The organism is Tenacibaculum sp. (assembly GCF_050290165.1).
In the GTDB taxonomy this organism is placed as follows: domain Bacteria; phylum Bacteroidota; class Bacteroidia; order Flavobacteriales; family Flavobacteriaceae; genus Polaribacter.
Map to the genome: position 1 here is coordinate 186,810 of NZ_JBNKHD010000001.1, position 25,158 is coordinate 211,967.

Here is a 25,158-nt window from a genome sequence, read left to right on the forward strand (position 1 = left end):
TAAAACAACGACAAAATTAACATCGGAATATATAAAATCTATTTCTAAGTTGCAATTAAAAATTTTACAGAAAACTAAACAACTATAAATATTTTGACAGATATATTTCAAAAAAAAAGATAAACACCTCATTAAAAACACTTTAAAAAATCATCTAATAAGCTCAAAAACTCCCCTTCATATTTTAGAATATCTACCGTATCTTTGCAATCCATTTTTTTAAACATGACAAAGAAAATCACTATAGCTATCGACGGTTTTTCTTCTACAGGAAAAAGTACCATTGCAAAACAACTTGCTAAAGAATTGGGGTATATTTATGTAGATACAGGTGCCATGTACAGAGCGGTTACCTTATATGCCATGCAACGCAATTATGTTTCTGAAAATCATTTTAACCCAAATGATTTAATAACAGATTTAAGCAATATTTCTTTGTCGTTTACCTTTAATGAAAACCTTGGCTTTGCTGAAATGTTTTTAAACGGGATTAATGTTGAAAAAGAAATTAGAACCATTGAGGTTTCTAAACTAGTAAGTCAAGTTGCTGCCATTTCTGAAGTACGAAAAAAATTAGTTAGTGAGCAACAAGAAATGGGTAAAAACAAAGGCATTGTAATGGATGGCCGTGATATTGGTACCGTAGTTTTTCCTGATGCTGAATTAAAATTATTTATGACTGCTTCTGCCGACAAACGGGCTACTAGACGCTATAAAGAACTGATAGAACGTGGCGATAAGGTGAACTACGAAGAGATTTTACAAAACGTACAAGAACGCGACAGAATAGACTCTACCAGAGAAGACTCTCCTTTAGTCATGGCTCATGACGCTATTGAATTTGACAACTCTGACATGGGGCTCAAAGAACAATTTGAACGCATAATGAGTTTGGTTACTGATAGAATCCACTAAAACATATAATTTAAAACCCGTAATATTTGCGGGTTTTATTTTTTGACCATCTTTTTAAAAAGCTGTACCTTTCTTACATGAATATGTTACCAAAAATACTGACTGCATCACAAATAAGAAAAACAGACCAGCACACTATTGCTAAAAAAGAAATCACTTCTTTTGCTCTTATGGGACATGCAGCTCTTGCTTTTGTCAGTGCTATTGAACCATCGCTTCTCCATTCACAAAAAATTGCAATTGTTTGTGGAGTTGGTAATAATGGTGGTGATGGTTTTGCTGTTACTCGAATTTTAAGGAGTAAGAAATACAATGTACATCCCATATTAGTTCAATTTAAGGAAACACTTTCTCCTGATTGCAATACTAATTTTCAAAAACTCAACGATACCGTCATTGTAAAATCTAATAATCATATTCCTGATTTTTCTGAATATGATGTGATTATTGATGCCATTTTCGGTTCAGGACTTTCAAAACCTATCATTGGTTTTGTACAACAAGTTATCGAAAGTATCAATCATGCTAAAAAAACTGTGTATTCCATTGATATTCCTTCTGGATTGTATTGTGATGAGCTATCTAATTCTGAAACGATTATTCAAGCAGATTTGGTGGTTAGTTTTCAACGACCAAAATTTTCATTCTTTTTTCCTGAAAACGGAAACTATGTTAAAAACTGGAAAACGGTTGATATTGGTTTAGATGAAGCCTTTATTCAACAACAAAACAGCAATTATTATATTTTAAACGAACAAATTACAAATATCCTAAAGTCTAGACCTCGTCAATCTCATAAAGGAAGTTACGGACATGCTTTATTAATTGCAGGTTCTTACGGAAAATTGGGTGCTGCTGTACTCTCTTCAAAGGCTTGCTTGAGAAGTGGTGTTGGTTTGCTAACAACTTATATTCCTAAATGTGGATATAACATTCTACAATCTACTGTACCAGAAGCCATGTGTCTAATCGATGAGAATGAAGAATTCACGACCCAACTCCCAAACATTTCCAAATACGACATTCTCGGGATAGGTCCTGGATTAGGTACTCATAACAAAACTGTTCAAGTTTTTAAGAAATTACTTTCAGAAAGCAACAATCCACTAGTTATTGATGCTGATGCTATTAACATACTTGCAAATAACAAAGATTTACTTTCTTTACTTCCTAAAAATTCCATTCTCACACCACACATTAAAGAGTTTGACAGATTAGCAGGCTCATCGAATACCTCAACCGAACGTTTTCAAAAACAACTAGCTTTTTCTATAAAGTATCAATGTGTTGTGGTTTTGAAAAATGCCTATACGAGCATCTCTTCTCCTGAAGGAAATTTATATTTCAATACTTCTGGAAATCAAGGAATGGCTACTGGTGGTAGTGGCGATGTCCTTACCGGAATTATTACTGGGCTGATGGCTCAAAACTACAACTCGTTACATGTAGCTTTACTAGGGGTATATTTCCACGGTAAAGCAGGTGATAAAGCAGCTAGTATAAAAGGTTTTAATGCTTTAATAGCTTCAGATATCATTGAGTATTTACGAATAGAAAAAAATTAATTCTCTTTAGAAAGTGTTTGAATTAGTACTGCTAACAACATTACCAAACCACATCCAAGTGCATTTAACCATAAATACGGTAACCAATCAATATACCAAACAGCAATAATAATTAACTGTGTAATAATTGCTGCAATAAACACCGCATTTCCTTCTACATATTTTATAAAAAAAGCAAGTAAAAATATCCCCAACACATTTCCATAAAAAATAGAACCTATAATGTTTACCAATTGAATTAGGTTGTCAAACAAATTGGCTACACAAGCGACTAAAATTGCCAAAATACCCCAACCTAGTGTAAACCATTTTGACATTTTTACATAATGTACCTCACTATATTCTTTAGTTACGTTCCGTTTGTATAAATCAATAGCAGTTGTACTTCCCAAAGCGTTTAGCTCAGAAGCGGTAGAAGACATGGCTGCTGATAAAATAACCGCTAATAACAAACCTATTAATCCTTTAGGTAAATTATTCAAAATAAAGTGAATAAACACATAGTCTTTATCATTCGTTTCTACCAGTGAATCAGATTTAGAAATAATAGTCCTACCCTTTTCTTTTAGTATTTTATCTTGCTCATTAAATTCTTGAATTTGCGCAATATTTTCAGACGTTAATCCTTCAAAAATTAATGCTTTTTTTCGACCTTCAATAAAACGATGTTGTTCTTCTAACTTTACATATTCTTCAATAGTTTCTAAGTTAGAATTTGCTATCACTTCTCCTGCTTTTGGATTGAAGTTAAGTGGAGAGGGATTGAATTGATAAAACACAAATACCATCACTCCTACTAACAGAATGAAAAACTGCATAGGCACTTTTAATAATCCATTAAAAATCAATCCTAATTGGCTTTCACGTAATGATTTTCCTGATAAATATCGCTGTACCTGACTTTGATCTGTTCCAAAATATGATAACATTAAAAAAGTCCCTCCTAAAATACCAGTCCAAACGGTATAACGATTGTTTAAATCCCAAGAAAAATTGAGTACTTTCATTTTGTCTGAAGCCCCTGCAATTTCCAATGCTTTAGTAAAAGTAATATCATCAGGTAAATATTGCAATATCAAATAAAACGCAATGAACATTCCTGAAAAAATTACCGCCATTTGTTGCTTTTGCGTTACACTTACCGCTTTGGTACCACCTGAAACAGTATAAATAATTACCAAAACACCTATAATAATATTAAGCGTAACCAAATTCCAACCTAACACTGCTGATAAAATAATTGCAGGCGCAAAAATTGTAATACCCGCTGCTAACCCACGTTGAATTAAAAATAAAACAGCTGTTAATGTTCGTGTTTTCTGATCAAATCTTCCTTCTAAATATTCATAGGCTGTATATACTTTTAGCTTGTGATAAATAGGTATAAACACCAAGCAAATAATTACCATCGCAATTGGCAACCCGAAGTAAAATTGCACAAACCCCATTCCACTATGAAATGCCTGTCCTGGTGTTGACAAAAAGGTAATTGCGCTGGCCTGTGTTGCCATAACCGACAAACCAATCGTCCACCATTTACTTTCGTTTCCTCCTTTTAAATACTCTTCAACATTTTTACTTCCTCGGGTTTTCCAAGCTCCGTATAAAACAATAAACAATAAGGTTACTGAAAGAACAATCCAATCTACTATTTGCATGGTTTATTTTGTATATATGTTGGTGATAATATAAAAGATGATGATATACACTAAATTAGCCACTAAGACTAGTGTATATTCTTTTTTCCATATATACTTTTTATCCATAATTGAATTGTTTCGTTGATTGATTTTTATTTGGGTTTCAATTTATAGATTTAGGAATAAAAAAACGTTAACTTTTTCTAAATGTTCTTTTCTTATTCTCACATAATAAAAAACTCTCTAAAAATATCTTTAGAGAGTTTCTGTTGTTAACTATAAAAAATGGAATGATTTTACTCATCCGTGAGAGTCTCCATAAAGACTATTAAATCTTGAATTTCTTTATCTGACAAATTCAATTTATCTGCTGGTAACGTTTGATTAGGTAAATTATATCCTAAACCTTGCCCTCCGCCTTTATTGTAAAAATCAACTACTTGTTGTAAAGTCTTATACACACCATTATGCATATACGGAGCTGTTTTTGAAATGTTACGAACCGTAGCTGTTTTAAAAAAATGCTTTCTTTCTTCGGTTTTGAATACATTATAAACGCCTAAATCGTTATCTAATCCTGCCTCTGCTAAATTTGGAACTCCTATTGATTCTACTTCTGTTTCCGAAAAGTTAGGAGGAACAGTTCCATTAAACACTGGTGGAAAATGACAAGTAGCACATTTTGCTTTTCCCATAAAAAGATTAAATCCGTTAATCTCAGAAGCAGTTAATGTGTTTTCCTTTTTATTGATATTCTTATCAAATTTAGAACTAAAATCGCCTAAACTTCTTATATAATCTGCTATAGCATTTCTGATATTGAAGTCGTTCACTTTTCCGTATAAACTTGTAAACGATGCAACATATACACTATCTTTTTCAATCGTTTTTGTTAAGTTTTCTAAATTTGTATGGAACTCATTTTTATTCTCAACTACCCCAACAATTTGTCCTTCTAAACTCCCTGCTCTTCCATCGTGAAAAAAGCTTTGTTGATACACTGCATACGCTAAAGTTGGTGTATTTCTCGTTTGCTTCGAAAAAGCAGTCAAACCATCTGTAAACGCCTTGTCTTTAATATGACAGGTAGCACAGCTCATCACTCCATCTTTAGACAAGCTTGTATCGTTGAACAATTTTTTTCCTAAGGCTATTTTTTCTCCAACCTTTATATTCTCTGCTTGGTGATAATCGTTAAAAAAATTAATATTAAACGTTTCTTTTGAAAATAATGACCTTATATTATTATTAAATGCCATAGTTAGCGGAAACTCTACTTTCCAATCTTCTGCTGTATTCGCTAGTAATTCTAGTTGTTTATGTGCATGGTCTTTGATAAAATCAAAACGATTAAAAGAAGTAAATTCACCTTCCTTCAATACCTTTTGAGCTTCCTTCAATTCATTTACTAACTCAGTATATATTTTTAGATTTGAAAACTCATCTTTATATGTTTTGACCATAAAAAGTAAGGTTTCATAGTTTATTTTCGCTTCTACCAAAGACTGCTCTAATACCGGAGAATCGAAACCAGTAATTCCCACTAAAGCTAAACGAGCAATTTGGTTGCGTAGCAACCATAATACATGGTATGTTTTTAAATACAGCTTATTATTGCTTGCTATTAACTTAAGTCGATTAACTGTTTTATACACCGTTTCTTTAACCGCAACCAAGTCCACTTCATCTTCATGCAACAATTCTTCAATAACCTGAAAACCAAATGGTTTATTTATTTTAATATCCGTAGCATCTTCTTCTTCAACTTTTAACAAATTAGGAGCATTTACACTTTTATAATTTTCTTTATCTACAAAAGCTAAAATAGGTTCTACCAACTTGAACTCTCTTCTTGCTAGTTTGTATTTTTTTAGTCTTTCTGAAACTACATCAGCCTTATTTATTTCTTCTAATGCTTCAATACAATTGCTAAGATGTAGCGAGTAATACTCTTGAATTTTAGCTACATGAGCTTGATTATTATCAACCTCTGTATAACTAACTTTTTTTTCTTGCTTGCAGCTAATTATAGATACTAGAAAAAGACACATGATAACATGTGCCTTTTTTATTTTTTTCAAACTGTTTGTCATTATCTATCTAATCCTTGAATCACATATAATTGACTTCCTTCTTTTGTTGTTTCAGCAGCATCATTCGCTAAAGGATCAGTAAATGCTCCTCCATCAGCTGGAACCCAACCGTGATTTTGAGTAATTACTAAGAACGTATTGCTCACTCCTATTGTTTTAGAAATATCCATCATACCTGTAATTTCCCAAGCATTTTCAGCAAAAGAGCTTCCATACCCAGCAGCTGAAGCTGCCACCTGATCACATTCTAATACTTTCTTTAACTCTCCTGTTTTTAAGTTATACTGATATAAACTTGCAGCGTGATTTTTTTCTCCATCAAAGTACCCATTTGGATCTTCTTGGATGTACGCATAGTTTTCCGTTACAACAATATTATCTGGGCTATGGAAAAGTTTTGCTTTACCATCTAATTTATCTCCATCTAATACACAAGTGATTTTAGCAGCTCCAGTAGGATCGTTTTCGTTTAATTCTACTTTATAAACACGTCCGTAAGCTGTTCCTTTACCAATTAATCCATCTTTTTTACGTCCAGTTACGCAAAAATAGATTTCGCGATTGTTTTTAGCAGAACCTCTTCTCCAATCGATATCTTCTAAACGAGAGAATCCCATTACTCCTTTTTCCTTTGCCTCAGCATCTAATAAATCAAGATTTTTCTCTGTCAATTCAACAAAAGAAGCATTATAGGCTGTACCTTCTTCCATATCCACTTCATAAGTAACTCCTTCGTCAGTTACTTTTAATCCATATAATTTACCTCCTTCTAAATCTCCTCTATTTCCTACATACATACCTAACTGTCCTGAAGGAACTTCGTTGTCAGAATGATCATCACCAATAAATAAAACTGTTTTATCACTGTAAGCATCTTTACCAATAACAACAGCATTTTCTGTAGACCATTGTCCCATAGCTGTTAACATTCTTGGTGCGCTAGCTGCAGAAGCATCTTTAAAAGGATCCGTTGCAAAGACACCTTTAGAAGCACCACCCCATTCACCACCTGATAAATATAAAGGTCCAAATCCATGCTCTTCCATAGTAATTAAAGAACCTGAACATTGAGCTGTACTTGCCGTTGCTTTAGCATTTAAAATGTACTCTCCATGGATTGGCTTAAATGTTTCATCAAATTTAATTCTAGCAATAGAATAATCAGCTTCAATATTATTTATTAAAGTATAAGTCCCATCAGAATTTCTTATCAATCCAGAACCATCAGCCATTGATCCGTACACAAAGTTTGGAGCATCTTCTAATTTATCTTCTGATGATAAAATAGGAAATACTTTTACTCCTGAAAACTCAGATTCTAATTTTAAAAAGTTAGGGGTTTTAGAATGTGCCTTTAATTCAATTGAATCCCCATGATTAGGTGTACTATCAGAATCACAAGATGTTAAAGCTACTGCTGTACAAACACCTAAAAATCCTAATTTAAATAAGTTTTTCATTATTATGTTAATTTTTGTTTTATAACCGCAAATCAACAACACTAACATTAAGAAGTTCTTAGCTCTAGTTTAAATATACCTCATCAAAAGGTTACGAACTTTAACTAAAGTTAAATAAATTCTCACACTTCCTTCTCATACAAAATCTTAACCAACTAAATATAAATAACTTAAACATACACTCCATTTTAACACCTACTTAACTTTTATTAATATGCTGTATATGTTTATAATACATATTCACATATAGAAATAAGAAAAGCGCCTTTATAAAGGCGCTTTTTGTCTTGCATCATTAGTTTTTACTTTGGTTAGAGTAAAAATCATTTTGTTTTCTTTTTCTCATAGAATTCTCCCCTACGACATGATATAAATCCCCATTTTATATCTTACCTTATACAAGGTTTAAATTTTAACCGAGACAAATATATTTCATGTATTTAACAACATGGTGAGGGGCAGCATTACTTTTAGTGAGGCTCAGCCTTACTTTTTATATTAGAACCGAATACACCACATAAACATAGAGTGTTTTTTGATATTTGACAAATATTGTATATTTGTCCTTTATGAATAAAATGATTTTACATATAGCACAAGAACTTGTTAGCCTAAAATGTGGCTTTCGCGGGAATACCGATAAGGTATCTCTTCGAAATCGGACGTTATATGTTAATTATAATGAAATTCAAACATGATTTGATTATAAAAACTAACTATATATAAAGCGTCCAATAAAATTGGACGCTTTTTTTATGTATTTTTTTAAAGAAAATGACATTTTAATTTAAAACATATAACTCTGTTTAATTGAACACTAAGCAACTGACAAACAAAATGTTGCAAACGCAATAAATATCTGGACACAATCCGGACAGCCACCCTATTCTTTAAAAACAATACAAATATCTGATTATCAATTAATTAACTTCATTTTTTTCTTGTTTTATTATAAAATATTCGTATATTTGTACCATACTTATTAAGGAATTCTTAATTGGTATTTAAAACAAAATAATAACAGAAATTATGATATTAATTTACACAAACAGAAGTATCGACAAATCTTTTAGCAAAGGAGTTGATTACATAACTAAAAAAGATAAGGATGTTTATTGTGATAAACAGTATTTAAGAAAGAATTAGCTACAATTCTATACTAATATATATAACACAAAGGCGCCTTTTTTAAAAGGCGCCTTTTTTATTAAAACAATATTTACAAGAACACAAAAATTTGTACAATTCGTTTTTTTTCACTATATTAATAGGACAAATTTAATAGCTATGAAAACATTAAAATTGCACACACTAAACGAAAAAGGACGTTTACTCATTAAACAAGAACGCTTACTAAAATTGCATTCATCATTTAAAGTGGTATCACTATTTTAGAATTAAAAATCAACTAGCGTTCATTTCAAAATTGCAAACGCTTCCTTATTAACGGCAAAGTAGAATTTCCTGAAGTCTGTTGTACTCAATAGGCCTTGGTAGTAACACATCTTCATACATTGATGTTTCCATCAATTTAATTCTACCAACTACCCATAAATACTTGGGCTAGATGACTATTACCCCAATTTAACTGAGGTAATTCAATCGAAAAAATCATTTCGATACCAAACAAGCTGCTTATGCGGCTAGGAAAACTATTGTCAAAATTTAAAAAATGAAATTATGAAAACTTTAAAAATTACACTACTTATAAGCATGTTAACTCTTTTAACCACAAGCTGTACAGATTTAACAGAAGATATAGTACCAAACAATACCATTGTACAAACTGAATTGATTTCAGGAACTGACACTACTGATAGCGGCACAGGTGGAACCACTGACTTTGAAACTGGTGATGGTGATGGTGACGGTAATGATGGTACAAAAGGCAACTAACACCTTTGATATTTATAAGCTTTTAACAAATTTGTTAAAAGCTTTTTTTAGTTTTGTCAAAAAACAACAATCTTGAAATATTTTAAAAAAAACTTTTTCTTGTTTATTTTCTTAATACTCTTCTGCTGTTTTTCTTTGAATTCTCAAAATGACAGTATTAAAATATGGCTTAAACAAGCCAAAGATAAAAAGCTAGATAATCTCTCTAAAAAACAATTACTATTTAAATCATCCAATTACATTATCTTTAATAACGAAAAACTACCTTTGGAACTTAGTTCAATAGCCTATGAGTTCTATAAATTAAAAGACACTGCAACCTTTTTTAAAGTTAATAAAGAAGCACTACAGCTAGCTACCAAATTAAATCATATTTATGCTATAGGTGATACACATTGGAATTATGCCACTTATTTTGTAAAAAACAAGATGTATGACAAAGGTTTCTTTCATTTTAATAAAGCTTATCAGAATTTTATAAAAGGAGGTTTTAAAAACGAAGCTTCGCAAATACTATACGGAATGGCTCGTATAAAAGGGAGATATCGAGATTATGCTGGTAGTGAAATTCTAAATATTGAGGCAATAAAACTTTTTAACGAATTAAACAACTATGAATATTTATATGCTTCTTACAATCATCTAGGCTTACTACAAAAAGATATTAAAGAATATGATAAAGCCCTGGAATACTACAATAAAGCTTTATTATATCTAAAAAAAATAGACAAGAAACATTCTGAACCGAAATACATTCCTGTTTATAATAATTTAGGAAATATATACTTAAAAAAGAAAAAATATAAAACAGCAATAAAGTACTATAATAAAGCCTTAAAAAATAAAGGAACAATTAGTCAGTATGCCAGAGTGCTCGATAATAAAGCTTACTGCAAACTTTTTTCTAAAGACACAACAGGCATTAAATCTGAACTTTTCAAAGCTTTATCCATAAGAGATAGTCTAAAAAATATTGAAGGAGTACTAACATCTAAAACGCATATTTCTGACTACTACAAGCACATAAATGATACTCTTAATGCTATAAACTATGCTAAAGAAGCTAATTATATTGCAAGACAACTAAAAAATGGTGGAGATTATTTAACTACCTTAAATCAGCTAGCCAACTTAGATACCAAAAATTCTAAAAAATATTTAGACCGTTATATAGAATTCAATGACAGTTTAATTAGTGCAGAGCGAAGAATACAAAATAAGTTTACTCGTATTGAATTTGAAACCGATGAATATATTGAAGAGACAGAGCGTTTGAGCCAACAACGTATTTGGATACTTATTACCAGTTTTGCTGGAATTTTAATTCTTAGTTTATTGTATTTCTTAAGAGTACAAAAAGTTCAAAACGAAAAACTTAGCCTAGAATCGGAGCAACAAAAAGCAAACGAAGAGGTTTATATACTTACTTTACAACAACAAGCCAAACTAGAAGAAGAAAAAGTTAAAGAACGCAACCGGATATCAGAAGAATTACACGACGGTATTTTAGGCAAATTGTTTGGTACTCGTTTTGGTTTAGGTTTTTTAAACATTCAAGGTGATGAGAAAGTTTTAGAAAAACACCAAGCTTTATTAAATGAACTGCAGGATATTGAAAAAGAAATAAGAGACGTTTCACACAAATTAAGTGATAATTTCGACGGTTCTAATATCAATTTCATCTCTATTATAGCGCAACTTTTAAAGGACAAAAGCGAAATCGGTAATTTTAAATATCAATTTTCGTCTGATGAAAATATTTCTTGGAAAAGTATGGATGAAATCACCAAGGCGAACGTATATCGTATAATACAAGAAGCCTTACAAAATATTATCAAGCATGCTGAAGCTAAAAATATTGCCCTTAGCTTATCTACAGATTCACACAACCTAATTATCCACTTAAAAGATGACGGTAAAGGTTTCAATGTTAAAAAGAAAAAAACGGGTATTGGTATAAAAAACATCAATTCTCGAATAAAAAAGCTAAAAGGAACCGTATTGTTAGATTCGGAAATTAATACCGGAACTTCATTATCTTTGACCATTCCTCTTAAAAGCTAAACTATGAGTACCAAAATATATACAGCTCTAATTATTGATGATCATCCATTGATATCTGAAGCTTATAAAAGTGCTTTCAACCATGTAACAACCTTAGATAAAAACATTACATTTAACATTCATGTTGCGCATGACTGCGATACAGCATATGCGTTATTACAAGAACATGTAAATTCCAACTCAGAAATTGACATTGTTTTTTTAGATATGAGACTCCCAGCATCTCAAGATGGAAAAATTTTATCTGGTGAAGATTTAGGCTTGAAAATTAAAGCAATGCATCCTTCTGCTAAAATAATTGTTTCTACTACTTTTAACGACAACTATAGAGTACATAGCATTCTAAAAAACATTGATCCAGATGGTTTTTTAGTAAAAAATGATATTACTCCCTTAGAATTGGTAACAGCTATACAAGAAGTCTTAAACGATCCTCCCTACTATAGTAAAACCATAGCTAAACTTTTACGAAATGAAGTAACCAATGATTACTTAATAGACGATATAGATAGAAAGATAATTTACGAACTTTCCATAGGTACAAGAATGAAAGATTTACCAGATGTTGTACCACTATCAATAACTGCTATTGAGAAAAGAAAACGTCAAATGAAACAGATGTTCGGCATCAATAACTCCGACGATAAGGATCTTATCTTAATAGCTCGAGACAAAGGATTTATTTAAATAAAAAAGCCAAGAGATTTTACTCTTGGCTTTTTGCTATAATCTGTTTTCAATAATACTTTTAACTACCTCAGGATTTAAGAGCGTGGAAACATCTCCTAAATTATTTAGTTCATTATGGGCTATTTTACGTAAAATACGACGCATTATTTTTCCTGAACGTGTTTTTGGTAATCCCTCTGTAAACTGAATTTTATCAAGCTTCGCAATTGGCCCAATATGTTCTGTGATTATTTGATTAATCTCTTTTCGAACATTGTCTTGATTCCTTGTCTCCCCTGTTTCTTTTAAGATAACATAACCATATAACGCATTTCCTTTTACTTCGTGAGGAAAACCTACAATAGCACTCTCCGCTACAGCAGGATGTTCATTAATAGCATCTTCTATAGGAGCAGTACCTAAATTATGTCCTGAAACAATAATTACATCATCTACTCTACCTGTTATTCGGTAATATCCTACTTCATCTCTAAGTGCTCCATCTCCTGTGAAATACATAGATTCAAATGCAGAAAAATAAGTTTCTTTATAACGTTGATGATTTCCCCAAATAGTTCTTGCCATAGATGGCCATGGGTATTTTACACATAAACGACCATCTACTTGATTTCCTTTTACTTCTTTACCATTTTCATCCATCAACGCCAATTGAATTCCTGGTAAGGGCAATGTTGCATAAGTTGGTTTGGTCGGAGTTATATATGGTAATGGAGAAATCATCATCCCTCCTGTTTCAGTTTGCCACCAGGTATCTACTATAGGATTTTTCTTTTTCCCCACATTATCATTATACCAGTGCCAAGCTTCTTCATTAATTGGTTCACCTACAGTTCCTAATACTTTTAACGAAGATAAATTGTGACTATCTACATATTCTAAATTTTCTTTTGCTAATGCTCTAATTGCTGTTGGCGCTGTATAAAACTGGTTAATTTTATGCTTTTCTACCACCTCCCAAAAGCGTCCAAAATCTGGATAACTAGGCACTCCTTCAAACATTACTGTAGTTGCTCCATTAGCTAAAGGACCATATACTATGTAACTATGCCCTGTAATCCAGCCAATATCCGCAGTACACCAATACACATCATTTTCTTTGTAATTAAATACATTTTTGAATGTATATGCTGTATACACCATATAGCCTGCTGTTGTATGTAACATTCCTTTAGGACTTCCTGTTGATCCTGATGTATACAGAATAAACAATGGATCTTCAGCATCCATAATCTCAGGGACACAATCTTCGTAAGCTTCTTTTAATAACGGTTCTAGCCATTTATCACGTCCTTCTTTTAACTGGATATTAGATTTTATTCGTTTGGCAACTAATACTGTTTTTACAGTAGGGCAACTTTCCAGTGCTTCATCTACAATACCTTTTAAATCAATTGTTTTTGCACCTCGATAAGAGCCATCAGAAGTAATCACCATTTTAGCTTCGCAATCATTAATTCTCGTTGCTAAAGCTGTAGATGAAAAACCTGCAAATACTACTGAATGCACCGCACCAATTCGAGCACATGCCAATACTGAAATTGCTAACTCAGGAATCATTGGTAAGTAAACACAAACTCTATCTCCTTTTCTAATTCCGTGATCTTTCAACACATTAGCAAACTTGCAAACACGTTTATGTAATTCTTTATACGAAATATGTTCAGCTTCCTCATCAGGATTGTTAGGTTCAAATAAAATTGCTGTTTTATCACCTCTGATATGCAAATGACGGTCAATACAATTTTCTGTAATATTCAACTTAGCTCCTTCAAACCATTTAAATTCTGGTTTCTCAAAATCATAACTTAAAACAGTATTCCATTTTTTTCTCCAAACAAAATGCTCTTCAGCTATTTCTTCCCAAAATAATTCAGGGTTCCTTACAGACTTTCTATATACATGAAAATATTCTTCTAGTGTTTTTACGTGGTAATTACTCATAACAAGATTTACTTAAAAAATGTTTTTAATCGGTTAGGAAGTTAGTATTTAGTTTTTGGATAGACAAAATAAAAAAGCCAACACTCATACAGTGTTAGCTTTCTTTTTCTTTCTTTAGCAAAAAGTGCTAAAATTAACGGGGGAACAATTAACTCTTCTTTAAAAAAGAGTAAAGAAAATTAACTTTAACTTTCTATTTTTCACATTAGCAAATTTATCGATATATTGCATGTAAAAATTGAATTATATTATCAAAAAATTGAACTATATTCTTTTATAGCGCATGAAAAACAGAAATTTAGAAATACAACACCATTACGATACCAGAAAATTAACTACCCTTATTGAAAATAAAACTACATATGCTTCAGAATATGCTGAGTTAAATATTTTTGAAACTTACCAAGCCACAAAAAATGTAGTCTTAAACTTTGATTCTACAATAATTGCGAGTATGTTAACAGGTAAAAAATCAATGACCGTAGACAATGGAAAATATTTTGATTTCCTCCCTGGAGAATCTCTAGTTATACCTGAAAACTTGAATCTTCATATTGATTTTCCTGACGCAACTTTTGAGAATCCAACTCAATGTTTAGGTTTATCTATAGATCAAAATAAGATAAACGAAGTCGTTTATAATTTTAATGAAGTAACAGCTATTGAAAGAGAAAACAACAAATGGAACTTAAAAAAAGATTCTTCTCATTTAACAAATAATACTGAAATTGATTTACTAGTTAGCAGACTAACAAGTACTTTTATTAAAAACACAAAATCTAAAGATGTACTATTAGATTTGATGATACAAGAGTTGATTATAAGACTTTTACAAAGTAAAGCTAGACAAGTTATTCTAAACAATGTTAACGATGCTTTTAATGACACAAGAATTGGGTTTACAGTAAAATATATAAAAGAACATTTGACTGAAAATGATTTAACTCTTGATAAAATGGCAGAAAAAGCCTGTATGAGTAAATCTCACTTTATCAAAAAATTTAAAAACACTTTAGGAGTTACCCCTATTGATTTTTTAAATTCAGAAAAAATAAAACTAGCTAAACAACTTATTAAAAGTAATCCTAATGAACGTATTTCTAACATTGCCTATAAAGTTGGGTTTAATAATGTGAGCTATTTTAATCGTCTTTTTAAAAAATGTGAACTATTAACTCCGCAACAATTCAGAAATACTCTTATTAAAAGCTAGATATTTATTTTAGTTTATATGTTTTGTTCTTTATGAATTAACCTCGTAATAACTTATTTTTACACTCAAAAAAACAATTGAATCTATTTATTGAAACAGTTTTTTTAAACTGGCACATCGTTTTACTTTTTTTCTTTATTGCTGTTTTATACTCTTCTGTAGGGTTTGGTGGTGGGTCTAGCTATTTAGCTGTTTTGGCTTTAACCAGTTTACTTTTTACTCAAATTAGAGCCACAGCACTCTTATGCAACATCATAGTCGTTACTGGTAATGTTTTTCTATATATACGTCAAAAACAATACCGATGGAGAAAAGTGATTCCTCTTACTCTTTTTAGTGTTCCGTTAGCTTTTTTAGGAGGGTATTTGCGTATAAGTCAAACATTCTTTTTTATCCTTTTAGGTTTTACGTTACTCTTTGCTGCTATTACAATGTGGATCTCTAACAAGACAATTAGTAGCAGCAACAAAACAACTAACTTAAGTTTAACGAAGAATGCTGGTTATGGAGGAATTATTGGTTTTATTTCGGGAATGGTAGGTATTGGAGGTGGTATTTTTTTAGCTCCTTTACTTCACTTGACTAATTGGGATACTCCTAAAAGAATTGCAGCTACTGCCAGCTTTTTTATTTTGGTTAATTCTATTTCTGGTTTGATTGGTCAATACACCAACCCTAAATTTTCTATCGATAAGAATTTAACTGTTTTACTGTTGATAACTGTTCTTATAGGTGGTCAAATTGGTAGTAGAATGAGTAACAGATTTTTTACTCCAATACAATTAAAAAAGGCAACTGCTATTTTGATTGCCTTTGTAAGTATTCGTATTTTAATTAAATACTTATTTTAAACTTTTAATACTACTGAAATATCTTTTTCTCTTTTAGAACTTCTTTTTGAGTGTAAACTCCTTTTTCTTTTTCTATCCTATTCTGAAAGACTACTACTTGCTTTCTATTTTCTAATGAAAAACTATAAGAAATGAAACCATCTTCAGATGAAAATTCATTGGCAGTTGTTGGATATATTTTAATTTTTTGAGAACTACCTTCTCGCTGACTATACAACTGATTCCCTTCAATACTAATAAAACGAACAGCTCCATCTTCAAATTCATAAGCTCCAACCCATTTATCTAGCTCTTCTTTTGATAACGAAACTGCTTTCTCTTTTGTAAAAAAAGGTTTATCAATAGCTAACGCTGCTATTCTTATTGCTGTTTTGGTTGGCGATTGACAGCCACAGTTAGAAAATACAACTACATACACATCTTCGCTCGGAACATATACTCCCATTGATTTGTACCCAGGAATTGAACCTCCATGCTCAATAGTTGGTATTCCATTTATCTCATTTAAATGCCACCCATATCCGTAATTTATTTTCTTTCCGTTATCCAATGTGTAATTTGTAAACGCTTTAGCTGTGGTTTCTTTTTTTAATAATAAATTATTACTAATAGCTGTTTGCCACTTTAGCATATCATCAACATTAGACATAATTGACCCTGCTGCATACGGTAATGTTGAGCTAAAATATTTGTGGTTTAAAAAACCTTCACCTCTTTTTTGATAGCCTGAAGCTCTATTTTTAATCAATTTTGTATGACTCTCATAGCAGGAAGAGTACATATTTAGTTTCTTAAAAATTCTTTCTTCAACAAATTTAGAATAGCTTATTCCACTAACTTTCTCAATAATGTATCCTAAAATAAAATATCCAGAGTTACTGTATTTATATTTTTCACCTGGTTCAAAATCCACGGGTTCATTTTTAAAAAAATCAATAAACTCTAATGGTGGTATATCATCAGTTGTTATTTCTCCAAACTTTCGTATAGAAGTGTAATTCTTAATCCCAGAAGTATGTGTTAATAAATGATGTATGGTTATTTGTTTTCCTTTTATTGGAAAATTAGGGATATACTTAGTTATAGTATCTTCTAAGCTTAGTTTCCCTTCTTCCAACAACATTAATATTGATACAGATGTAAATTGTTTTGTCATCGAACCAACTTTAAAAACATTCTCCGGTATCATATTTACATCAAGCTCCAAATTTGCTTTTCCAAATGCTTTTCTATAGATAACTTTTCCTCTTTTTGCTACCAAGACAGACACTCCTGTTTCGTTACTTTTAAATTGAGTTTTTAAAACTTTATCTATTTTCGATTCTAGATTTTGCGCAGACAATGCACTCATTAAAAAGAAGCATAGAAAAACAGTTGCAGCTCTTTTTAATTGATTTAATTTTTTCATAGGTTAATTATCTTGATTACTTTTCTTAAGACGGAAGAAAATGAAAACAGGTTACACCTACTTCTTTAAAACAAAAAAAGCAGCATTAGTTAATGCTGCTTATAATCCCCAAAAGATATGAATGACTTTCTTAGCCTAACCAAGCATTCATCATCCATAAAGTTTTTTCCTGTTCTGAGATAAAATCACTCATCATCGAGTTTGTTCCCTCATCTTCTGCCTCTCCAGACAATTCCAAAATATTACGTTCGATTTTTAGCAATTCTGATAACGAATTCAACACCAATTTAACGGCCTCTACATCGTTAGAAATATTTTTTCCAACAGGCACTTTTGATACTTTTATATAATCTTCAAAAGTATGCAGCGGGGTTCCTTGTAAGGTTAGAATTCTTTCTGCAATTAAATCTACTTTTTCCTGCGCATCTGTGTAAAATTCTTCAAACTTTACATGTAGTTCAAAGAAACTTTTCCCTTTAATATTCCAATGCAATCCTCTTACGTTTTGATAATACACTTGAAAATTCGCTAATAGAATATTTAATTCGTTTACTAAAGTTACGGTTTTTTCTTTATCTAATCCTAAAATAGTTATTAACATATTGTGTTGATTTTAAGTTTTTTACTTTTTTACGTACAAAATTACCGCAACTTTTAACACTTAAACTATAAATGTAATTGATTGTTTTAATATCTTTATCGAAAATTATTATACTAATGACTATAACGCAATTAAAATATACTCTTGCTGTAGCTGAATATAAAAACTTTACAATTGCCGCTGAACATTGTTTTGTTACGCAACCAACACTTAGTATGCAAATTCAAAAGTTAGAAGAAGAATTAGATGCTAAAATTTTTAATCGTTCAAAAAAACCTATAGAATTAACTGAAGTTGGTAAACGTATTGTGGAACAAGCCAAAGTTATTGTGGATGAAAGCAATCGAATTATCGATATTGTACATCAGCAAAAAGGATATGTAGGTGGAGAGTTTAAATTAGGAATTATACCTACTATTATGCCTACACTACTACCTATGTTTTTAAAAACATTCAGTAAAACTTACCCAAAAGTACAGTTAGTAATAGAAGAGTTAACCACAGAAGAAATTATTAGAAAATTAACTGATGGACATATTGATGCTGCTATTGCTGCTACTCCTTTAGAAAATGAAGCTATTAAAGAACGTGTGCTTTATTACGAACCTTTTGTTGGTTTAATACCAAATGAACATCGATTATTTAAGCAGAAAAAAATTAAAGTTGATGACTTAGAAATTGATGACATTTTACTGTTAGAAGATGGACACTGCTTTAAAGACAGTGTTATTAATTTATGCAGAACCAACAAAAGAAGTACTACACATCATTTTCAATTAGAAAGTGGAAGTTTTGATACCTTAATAAAACTATCAAAAGATGGGTTAGGAATGACCTTACTTCCTTATTTAAATACATTGGATTTAAATGAAAGTGACAAAACGCATTTACGTGAATTTGAAACTCCACCTCCAGCTCGTGAGGTAAGTTTGATTTATCATAAATCGCAATTAAAAATGCAATTAATTGAAGCTTTAAAAAATACTATTGATGGTGTTATTAGAGGCGCAATAGCATTTAGTGATGTAGAAATCATCAGTCCTATTCATAAGAATTAGTTTTTAGAAAAAAGACTACTTGATACAGTAAACAGAAAATCCCGCTATTTGCGGGATTTTTTATTAGAATTCATATTCTGACAACGGCTTCGGGAAATTTTCCGGATTGGCTGCCAAATGATAACGAGGATCATCCACCGCCTCTTCTATAACATCTGCGAAAATAGGGCTTGCTTTGTACAGTAACACCTTACAATCTTCACTTAAATGTTTTAGAGTAACTTTTTTTCCTGCTGCTTGGTATTTTTCAACCAATAAGAAAATCGCTTCAATAGCTGAGTGATCTGATACACGAGATTCTACAAAATCAATCTCAACAGTATCTGGATCATTCTTTATATCAAACTTCTCATTAAAAGTTGTAATACTTCCAAAGAACAAAGGTCCCCAGATTTCGTATATTTTTGTTCCGTCTTCTTTAAAACGTTTTCTTGCTCTAATTTTCTTTGCATTTTCCCAAGCAAAAACTAAAGCAGAAATTATAACTCCAACAAATACTGCAATCGCTAAATCGAAAATTACGGTCACCGCCGACACTATAATTAATACAATAGCATCCGATTTTGGTATTTTATTCATAATTCTAAAACTCGACCACGCAAACGTATCAATCACCATCATAAACATCACTCCTACCAAAGCCGCAATAGGCACTTGTTCAATATATTTATCTGCAAACAAAATGAAGATTAATAAGGTAACCGCCATCATTACTCCAGATAAACGCCCTCTACCACCAGCATTAACATTAATTACTGTTTGACCAATCATACCACAACCACCAGTACCTCCAAACAATCCACTTAACATATTTCCTGCTCCTTGTGCTATACATTCCTTATTTCCATCACCTCTAGAATCGGTTAACTCATCTACTAAATTCATGGTCATCAAGGTCTCAATTAAACCAACTGATGCTGCTAAGAAAGCATAAGGCGCTATGAACTTTAAAGTATCTAAATTGAACGGTAAATTACTCCAAAGCTCTAATAAGTTCATCTTTTTTGAAATCTCGTCAAAACCATTTAAACCGGCTCCTCCACCATCTCTAATAAAATCTCCTACATTGATAGATTCTAATCCACCAAAAATTGAAACTAATGAAACAATTAAAATAGCAGTTAGTGCTGCTGGAACTTTTGTAGTTAGTTTAGGTAACAACCAAATAATTAGCATCGTTAGTAATACCAATCCAACCATTGTATATAATTTGGTTCCTTGTAAGGTAGCTTTTGATACTCCTTTATCTTTTACTGAATAAAATCCGTTATTATCAATATTATAAACTACCTTTTTGGTTTGTGCGTCAAATACCTGAGTATCTGACTTTACAAAAACTTCTTGATTTGTTTGATTATTGATGATTGAATTTCCTTTGATAGAAAACAAAGCTGCATCAGAAACTAAATCTCTTACCTCTCCATCTGTAACCTTATACACTAATTCTTTCGATTCAGTTTTACGCATGTTTTGTCCGAAAATATCTTTCTTATTTTCTTTAAACATCCCTAACTGAGCTATAAAAATAACAACTGCTAAACCGTTCACAAATCCCATCATTACAGGATGTGGAATTAATCGTACTAACTTACCTAGTTTAAATACTCCTGCCACAACTTGAATAATTCCCATAAGAACTACAGCCGCTAGTAAATAGAAATACCCCATATTTTCTACAGGTGTATCAAACAACAAACCTTTCGCATGCCCTTCTTGTATCATATATACAAAAATCACAGCTACTGCACCTGCTGCACCAGAAATCAAACCTGGTCTACCTCCAAATAAAGCTGAAGTTATTCCTATTACAAAAGCTCCAAAAAGTGCTACAATAGGACTAATTTGAGCCACAAAAGCAAAAGCTACTACTTCAGGAATCATTGCCAAAGAAACCGTAATACCTGCTAATGAGTCATCTTTTATATTTATCTTGTTACCTTTAATATATTTCATCATAATTTTAAGCGTCTTTATAAACTAACTACATTTAGTTAAAAGCTTACGAATCTTAATTAATTATATCTGTTTTTGAGTCCCGCAGCCTTTAAATCTCAACTAAGTGAGTAAAAGTGGGCAAATGTAAAGATTATTTTATAGACATCCTTTTACGTTTCATTAAGTTTAATTTTGTCAACTTTATTTTTTGCCGTAATTTTGAATGTTGAACTATCAAACCAATTTGGTAGCAAAACATGAGCAGAAAAATACTACTTACTTCGAAAGAAATTGAAATCATTCTGCATCGATTAGCTTGTCAGTTAATCGAGAATCACAACGATTTTTCAAATACCGTTTTAATAGGATTACAACCTAGAGGTACTTATTTAGCTAATCGTTTAGCTAAATTATTAAAAGATGAATATCATATTAAAGACTTACAATTAGGCTTTTTAGATATTACTTTTTATCGTGATGATTTTCGCAGAAGAGAAGCACCACTAGAAGCCACTTCAACACAAATTGACTTTTTGATTGAAGACAAAAAAGTGGTAATTATTGATGATGTTTTATACTCAGGAAGAAGCGTGCGAAGTGCTTTAACAGCATTGCAGTCGTATGGTAGACCTGATAGCATTGAATTATTGGTATTAATTGACCGCCGTTTTAGTCGTCATTTACCAATTCAACCTAATTACAGAGGAAGGCAAGTAGATGCCATCAACGAAGAAAAAGTAGTTGTTAACTGGCAAGAAACTCATAAAGAAGACACAATTTACCTTGAACCCAAGCCTACAAAGCTTGACTAGTTATGATTAAAAAAACAAACTAAGATGAAGCAGTTAAGCGTTGAACATTTATTAGGAATTAAATACCTTAACAAAAATGACCTTGAGCTTATTTTTGAAACTGCTGCTCATTTTAAAGAAGTCATTAACCGACCTATAAAAAAGGTTCCTTCATTACGTGATATTACAATTGCTAATTTATTTTTTGAAAATAGCACACGTACAAAACTTTCTTTTGAATTAGCTGAAAAGCGTTTATCTGCAGATGTTATTAATTTTTCTGCTGGGCAATCTTCAGTAAAAAAAGGAGAAACTTTAATTGATACTGTAAACAACATTTTATCAATGAAAGTTGATATTGTTGTCATGCGTCATTCAAATGTGGGAGCTGGAATTTTCTTATCAAAACATGTAGATGCAAAAATTATCAATGCTGGTGATGGTACACACGAACACCCAACACAAGCTTTATTGGATAGTTTTTCAATGCGTGAAGCTTTGAATAGCGATTTAAAAGGGAAAAAGATTGTAATTGTAGGTGATGTATTGCATTCTCGTGTAGCCTTGTCAAATATTTTCGCTTTGCAACTACAAGGAGCTAAAGTAAAAGTTTGTGGTCCTACTACATTAATTCCACGCTATATTTCTAGTTTAGGAGTTGAAGTAGAAAACAACCTTAAAAAAGCTTTAGAATGGTGTGATGTGGCAAATGTTTTACGTGTACAACACGAACGTATGGATATTAAATATTTCCCTTCGACTAGAGAATACACACAACTTTTTGGAATTAACAAGGAAATTTTAGATAACCTTGACAAAAAGATAGTTATTATGCACCCAGGACCTATAAACCGTGGAGTAGAACTAACAAGTGATGTTGCCGATAGCAGCCAATCAATTATTTTAAATCAAGTAGAAAACGGAGTAGCTGTACGAATGGCAGTTATTTATTTGTTAGCACAACAAATAAAAAGATAGTCATGAAAACAACCCATACAAAAGAGTATACACACATTGTTTCTGATGAAAATTCTTTTTCAGACTTTATTAAAAACTTTGAAAATGAATACAATAATTACACAGGAAAAAACCTGATTATTCAAATTTCAGAAAAATATAATACCACTAACGAAAATATTTTGCTATTTTTGAAATACGCACATGAACACCAAGACAATGGCACATCTTTTGTTATAATATATAAAGATGTTACTATTGATGATTTTCCTGATACTTTTAACATCGTTCCTACTTTAGTGGAGGCGGAAGATGTAATAGAGATGGAAAATATTCAACGTGATTTGGGCTTTTAAGCATATTTTTTAATAATTATTCATTCCCCCTAAATGATAATCTATGGTAAAAAAAATACTATTTTTAACTTTCTTCTTGACAATTGCAGTTGGTTTTTCACAAGAAAAATCGATAGAGAAGTTAGTTGCATCCCCTAACCCTTTTACAAATAGTACTACTATTTATTTTAATGCTAACACTGAACAAACTGTTATTTTAACAGTAAGAAATGTGTTAGGTAAAACTGTTTTTAACAAAGAACTTAAGGTTGTTAAAGGACGTAACTCTTTTCCATTTCAACGTAACGATTTAAAGTCAGGAATGTACATTTACGCAATACAAAGTAATAAAGAGATAATATCAAAACGCTTTGTGATAAGATAAATGAGTTTACAATTAACTATTTTAGGTTGCCATTCTGCAACTCCAAGAGTTAATGCATACCCTACTGCTCAATATTTAGAGATTAACAATCGTCATTTTTTAATCGATTGCGGTGAGGGTACACAACGACAAATGCGAAAATATAAGGTTGGTTTTTCTAAAATCAACCATATTTTCATCTCTCATTTACATGGCGATCATTTTTTTGGCTTAGTTGGATTAATCGCTACTTTTGGTCTCTTAAATAGAGAAAAAGAGCTTCATATTTATGGCCCTAAAGGAATTAAAAAAGTAACAACTCTTCAGTTGCAGCTTTCAAAATCTTGGACTAAATATCCAATCATTTTTCATGAATTAGACTCTAAAGAAAGCGAGTTAATTTTTGAAGATGATAAGGTTTTGGTGAGAACTATTCCCTTAGATCATAGAGTGTACACCAATGGTTTCTTATTTACTGAAAAACCTAAACCGAGAAAACTACACATTGAAAACATTCAACAGTACGATGAAATAGAAACCTGTGATTTTCACAACATCAAAGCTGGAAAAGATTTTGTGCTTTCTTCAGGCGAGGTTATCCCTAACGATGAATTAACTATTGATCCGCCTAAACCTTTGAGTTATGCATTTTGTAGCGATACTGCATACAAACCAGATATTGTTCCTGTAATTAAAGGAGTGGACTTGTTATATCATGAAGCTACCTTTTTAAAAGACAGAGAGGATTTATGTGAAAAAACAAAACACTCTACCTCTGAACAAGCTGGTTTAATAGCTAAGCAGGCAAATGTAGGTAAACTTATAATTGGTCATTATTCCAGCAGATATGATAATTTAAATGACTTTAAGGCAGAAGCACAAACCGTTTTTGAAAATGTTGAATTAGCAGAAGCAGGAAAACTTTACAGCACCAATTCATTTCCTATTGAAATTTTAAACTAATACTGATTCGTAGATAAAAGTACCAATGTACAAGCTTCTATAAAAGCTATACCATTATCTTTTAACTTATCAGAAAACTCTTTATTTTCTGTCCCTGGATTGAAAATAACCCTTCTAGGCTTCAAACTAATTATATAGTCATAATATTCTTTTTGGTGTTCAGGATTTAAATACAGAGTAACTGTATCAACATTTTTGAATATTATTTTTTCAGTCTCAATAGTAACATCTAGTACTCTACCTCTTCTCGACCCAATAGCTAAAACAGGTACATCTTTATCTATCAATCTTTTAATTGCAATATTAGCATACCTGTTCGGGTTTATAGAAGCTCCTAATACTAATGTTGTTTTATTCATATTTGTTAAGAATACGTTAAACTCTGTTAATCTGAGTAACAAAGATACAGTACAAACAG

General features: G+C 31.4%; 21 protein-coding genes. 13 read left to right on the forward strand and 8 right to left on the reverse strand.

From position 1 onward, the window contains the following. The first annotated feature begins 225 nt into the window (after window positions 1–225). Both cmk and ACQY6M_RS00800 read left to right on the forward strand, forming a co-directional pair. A complete protein-coding gene (cmk, locus tag ACQY6M_RS00795) occupies window positions 226–915 on the forward strand; it encodes a (d)CMP kinase (protein WP_428742794.1) in 690 nt (229 codons plus the stop codon). 77 nt (window positions 916–992) lie between these two features. Then, window positions 993–2,480 carry an NAD(P)H-hydrate dehydratase gene (locus ACQY6M_RS00800; RefSeq protein ID WP_428742795.1) on the forward strand — a complete coding sequence of 496 codons (1,488 nt, stop codon included), beginning with the start codon at window positions 993–995 and terminating at the stop codon, window positions 2,478–2,480. Here the strand turns inward: ACQY6M_RS00800 and ACQY6M_RS00805 are convergent. From ACQY6M_RS00805 to ACQY6M_RS00815, 3 genes are all read right to left on the reverse strand, one after another. Then, complete coding sequence (locus tag ACQY6M_RS00805; protein WP_428742796.1) at window positions 2,477–4,138, reverse strand: sodium:solute symporter; 1,662 nt, start codon at window positions 4,136–4,138, stop codon at window positions 2,477–2,479. The genes ACQY6M_RS00800 and ACQY6M_RS00805 overlap by 4 nt on opposite strands. Before the next feature lie 278 nt (window positions 4,139–4,416). Then, window positions 4,417–6,201, reverse strand: coding sequence for a cytochrome-c peroxidase (locus ACQY6M_RS00810; protein ID WP_428742797.1), 1,785 nt, complete (start codon window positions 6,199–6,201; stop codon window positions 4,417–4,419). A gap of 11 nt (window positions 6,202–6,212) precedes the next feature. Then, complete coding sequence (locus ACQY6M_RS00815; protein WP_428742798.1) at window positions 6,213–7,673, reverse strand: alkaline phosphatase PhoX; 1,461 nt, start codon at window positions 7,671–7,673, stop codon at window positions 6,213–6,215. Between the two features lie 1,680 nt (window positions 7,674–9,353). On the opposite strand from ACQY6M_RS00815, the gene ACQY6M_RS00820 reads away from it, so the two are divergent. The 3 genes from ACQY6M_RS00820 to ACQY6M_RS00830 all read left to right on the forward strand — a co-directional run bounded on the left by ACQY6M_RS00820 (window position 9,354) and on the right by ACQY6M_RS00830 (window position 12,320). Then, on the forward strand, window positions 9,354–9,569 hold the full coding sequence (locus ACQY6M_RS00820) for a hypothetical protein (RefSeq protein ID WP_428742799.1): 216 nt from the start codon (window positions 9,354–9,356) through the stop codon (window positions 9,567–9,569). A 135-nt stretch (window positions 9,570–9,704) separates the two neighbouring features. Then, window positions 9,705–11,633, forward strand: coding sequence for a tetratricopeptide repeat-containing sensor histidine kinase (locus ACQY6M_RS00825; RefSeq protein WP_428742800.1), 1,929 nt, complete (start codon window positions 9,705–9,707; stop codon window positions 11,631–11,633). Between the two features lie 3 nt (window positions 11,634–11,636). Continuing rightward, window positions 11,637–12,320, forward strand: a complete 684-nt coding sequence (locus tag ACQY6M_RS00830) for a response regulator (protein ID WP_428742801.1) — start codon at window positions 11,637–11,639, stop codon at window positions 12,318–12,320. A gap of 36 nt (window positions 12,321–12,356) precedes the next feature. Here ACQY6M_RS00830 and acs read toward each other — a convergent pair whose 3' ends face one another. After that, a complete protein-coding gene (acs, locus tag ACQY6M_RS00835) occupies window positions 12,357–14,264 on the reverse strand; it encodes an acetate--CoA ligase (protein WP_428742802.1) in 1,908 nt (635 codons plus the stop codon). A gap of 283 nt (window positions 14,265–14,547) precedes the next feature. Here acs and ACQY6M_RS00840 point away from each other — a divergent pair, with 283 nt between their 5' ends. Together ACQY6M_RS00840 and ACQY6M_RS00845 are read left to right on the forward strand one after the other, a co-directional pair. Beyond that, the gene (locus tag ACQY6M_RS00840; RefSeq protein ID WP_428742803.1) at window positions 14,548–15,477 is read left to right on the forward strand and encodes an AraC family transcriptional regulator; all 930 of its coding nucleotides are present in this window, start codon (window positions 14,548–14,550) and stop codon (window positions 15,475–15,477) included. 77 nt (window positions 15,478–15,554) lie between these two features. Further along, window positions 15,555–16,328: a sulfite exporter TauE/SafE family protein gene (locus ACQY6M_RS00845; protein ID WP_428742804.1), complete on the forward strand. Its 774-nt coding sequence runs from the start codon at window positions 15,555–15,557 to the stop codon at window positions 16,326–16,328. A 10-nt stretch (window positions 16,329–16,338) separates the two neighbouring features. Here ACQY6M_RS00845 and ACQY6M_RS00850 read toward each other — a convergent pair whose 3' ends face one another. Together ACQY6M_RS00850 and ACQY6M_RS00855 are read right to left on the reverse strand one after the other, a co-directional pair. Next, window positions 16,339–17,736: a serine hydrolase domain-containing protein gene (locus tag ACQY6M_RS00850; protein WP_428742805.1), complete on the reverse strand. Its 1,398-nt coding sequence runs from the start codon at window positions 17,734–17,736 to the stop codon at window positions 16,339–16,341. A gap of 130 nt (window positions 17,737–17,866) precedes the next feature. Continuing rightward, on the reverse strand, window positions 17,867–18,337 hold the full coding sequence (locus tag ACQY6M_RS00855; protein WP_428742806.1) for a Dps family protein: 471 nt from the start codon (window positions 18,335–18,337) through the stop codon (window positions 17,867–17,869). A gap of 116 nt (window positions 18,338–18,453) precedes the next feature. Between ACQY6M_RS00855 and ACQY6M_RS00860 the strand changes: the two genes are divergently transcribed. Further along, window positions 18,454–19,395, forward strand: coding sequence for a hydrogen peroxide-inducible genes activator (locus tag ACQY6M_RS00860; protein WP_428742807.1), 942 nt, complete (start codon window positions 18,454–18,456; stop codon window positions 19,393–19,395). A gap of 63 nt (window positions 19,396–19,458) precedes the next feature. Here ACQY6M_RS00860 and ACQY6M_RS00865 read toward each other — a convergent pair whose 3' ends face one another. Beyond that, window positions 19,459–21,351, reverse strand: coding sequence for a SulP family inorganic anion transporter (locus tag ACQY6M_RS00865; RefSeq protein WP_428742808.1), 1,893 nt, complete (start codon window positions 21,349–21,351; stop codon window positions 19,459–19,461). 236 nt (window positions 21,352–21,587) lie between these two features. Between ACQY6M_RS00865 and pyrR the strand changes: the two genes are divergently transcribed. Genes pyrR through ACQY6M_RS00890 form a run of 5 tightly spaced genes read left to right on the forward strand, consistent with a single transcriptional unit; the run spans window position 21,588 to window position 24,740 of the window. Beyond that, window positions 21,588–22,142: a bifunctional pyr operon transcriptional regulator/uracil phosphoribosyltransferase PyrR gene (pyrR, locus tag ACQY6M_RS00870; protein ID WP_428742809.1), complete on the forward strand. Its 555-nt coding sequence runs from the start codon at window positions 21,588–21,590 to the stop codon at window positions 22,140–22,142. A 24-nt stretch (window positions 22,143–22,166) separates the two neighbouring features. Then, window positions 22,167–23,099, forward strand: coding sequence for an aspartate carbamoyltransferase catalytic subunit (locus ACQY6M_RS00875; RefSeq protein WP_428742810.1), 933 nt, complete (start codon window positions 22,167–22,169; stop codon window positions 23,097–23,099). A gap of 2 nt (window positions 23,100–23,101) precedes the next feature. Next, window positions 23,102–23,434: a hypothetical protein gene (locus ACQY6M_RS00880; RefSeq protein WP_428742811.1), complete on the forward strand. Its 333-nt coding sequence runs from the start codon at window positions 23,102–23,104 to the stop codon at window positions 23,432–23,434. A 43-nt stretch (window positions 23,435–23,477) separates the two neighbouring features. After that, window positions 23,478–23,798 carry a T9SS type A sorting domain-containing protein gene (locus ACQY6M_RS00885; protein WP_428742812.1) on the forward strand — a complete coding sequence of 107 codons (321 nt, stop codon included), beginning with the start codon at window positions 23,478–23,480 and terminating at the stop codon, window positions 23,796–23,798. After that, window positions 23,799–24,740 (forward strand): ribonuclease Z, encoded by a 942-nt coding sequence (locus tag ACQY6M_RS00890; protein WP_428742813.1) that lies wholly within the window; start codon window positions 23,799–23,801, stop codon window positions 24,738–24,740. On the opposite strand, the gene ACQY6M_RS00895 is transcribed toward ACQY6M_RS00890, so the two are convergent. Continuing rightward, window positions 24,737–25,099, reverse strand: a complete 363-nt coding sequence (locus ACQY6M_RS00895; RefSeq protein ID WP_428742814.1) for a CoA-binding protein — start codon at window positions 25,097–25,099, stop codon at window positions 24,737–24,739. The two genes, ACQY6M_RS00890 and ACQY6M_RS00895, sit on opposite strands and share 4 nt — an antisense overlap. Between the last annotated feature and the right edge of the window lie 59 nt (window positions 25,100–25,158).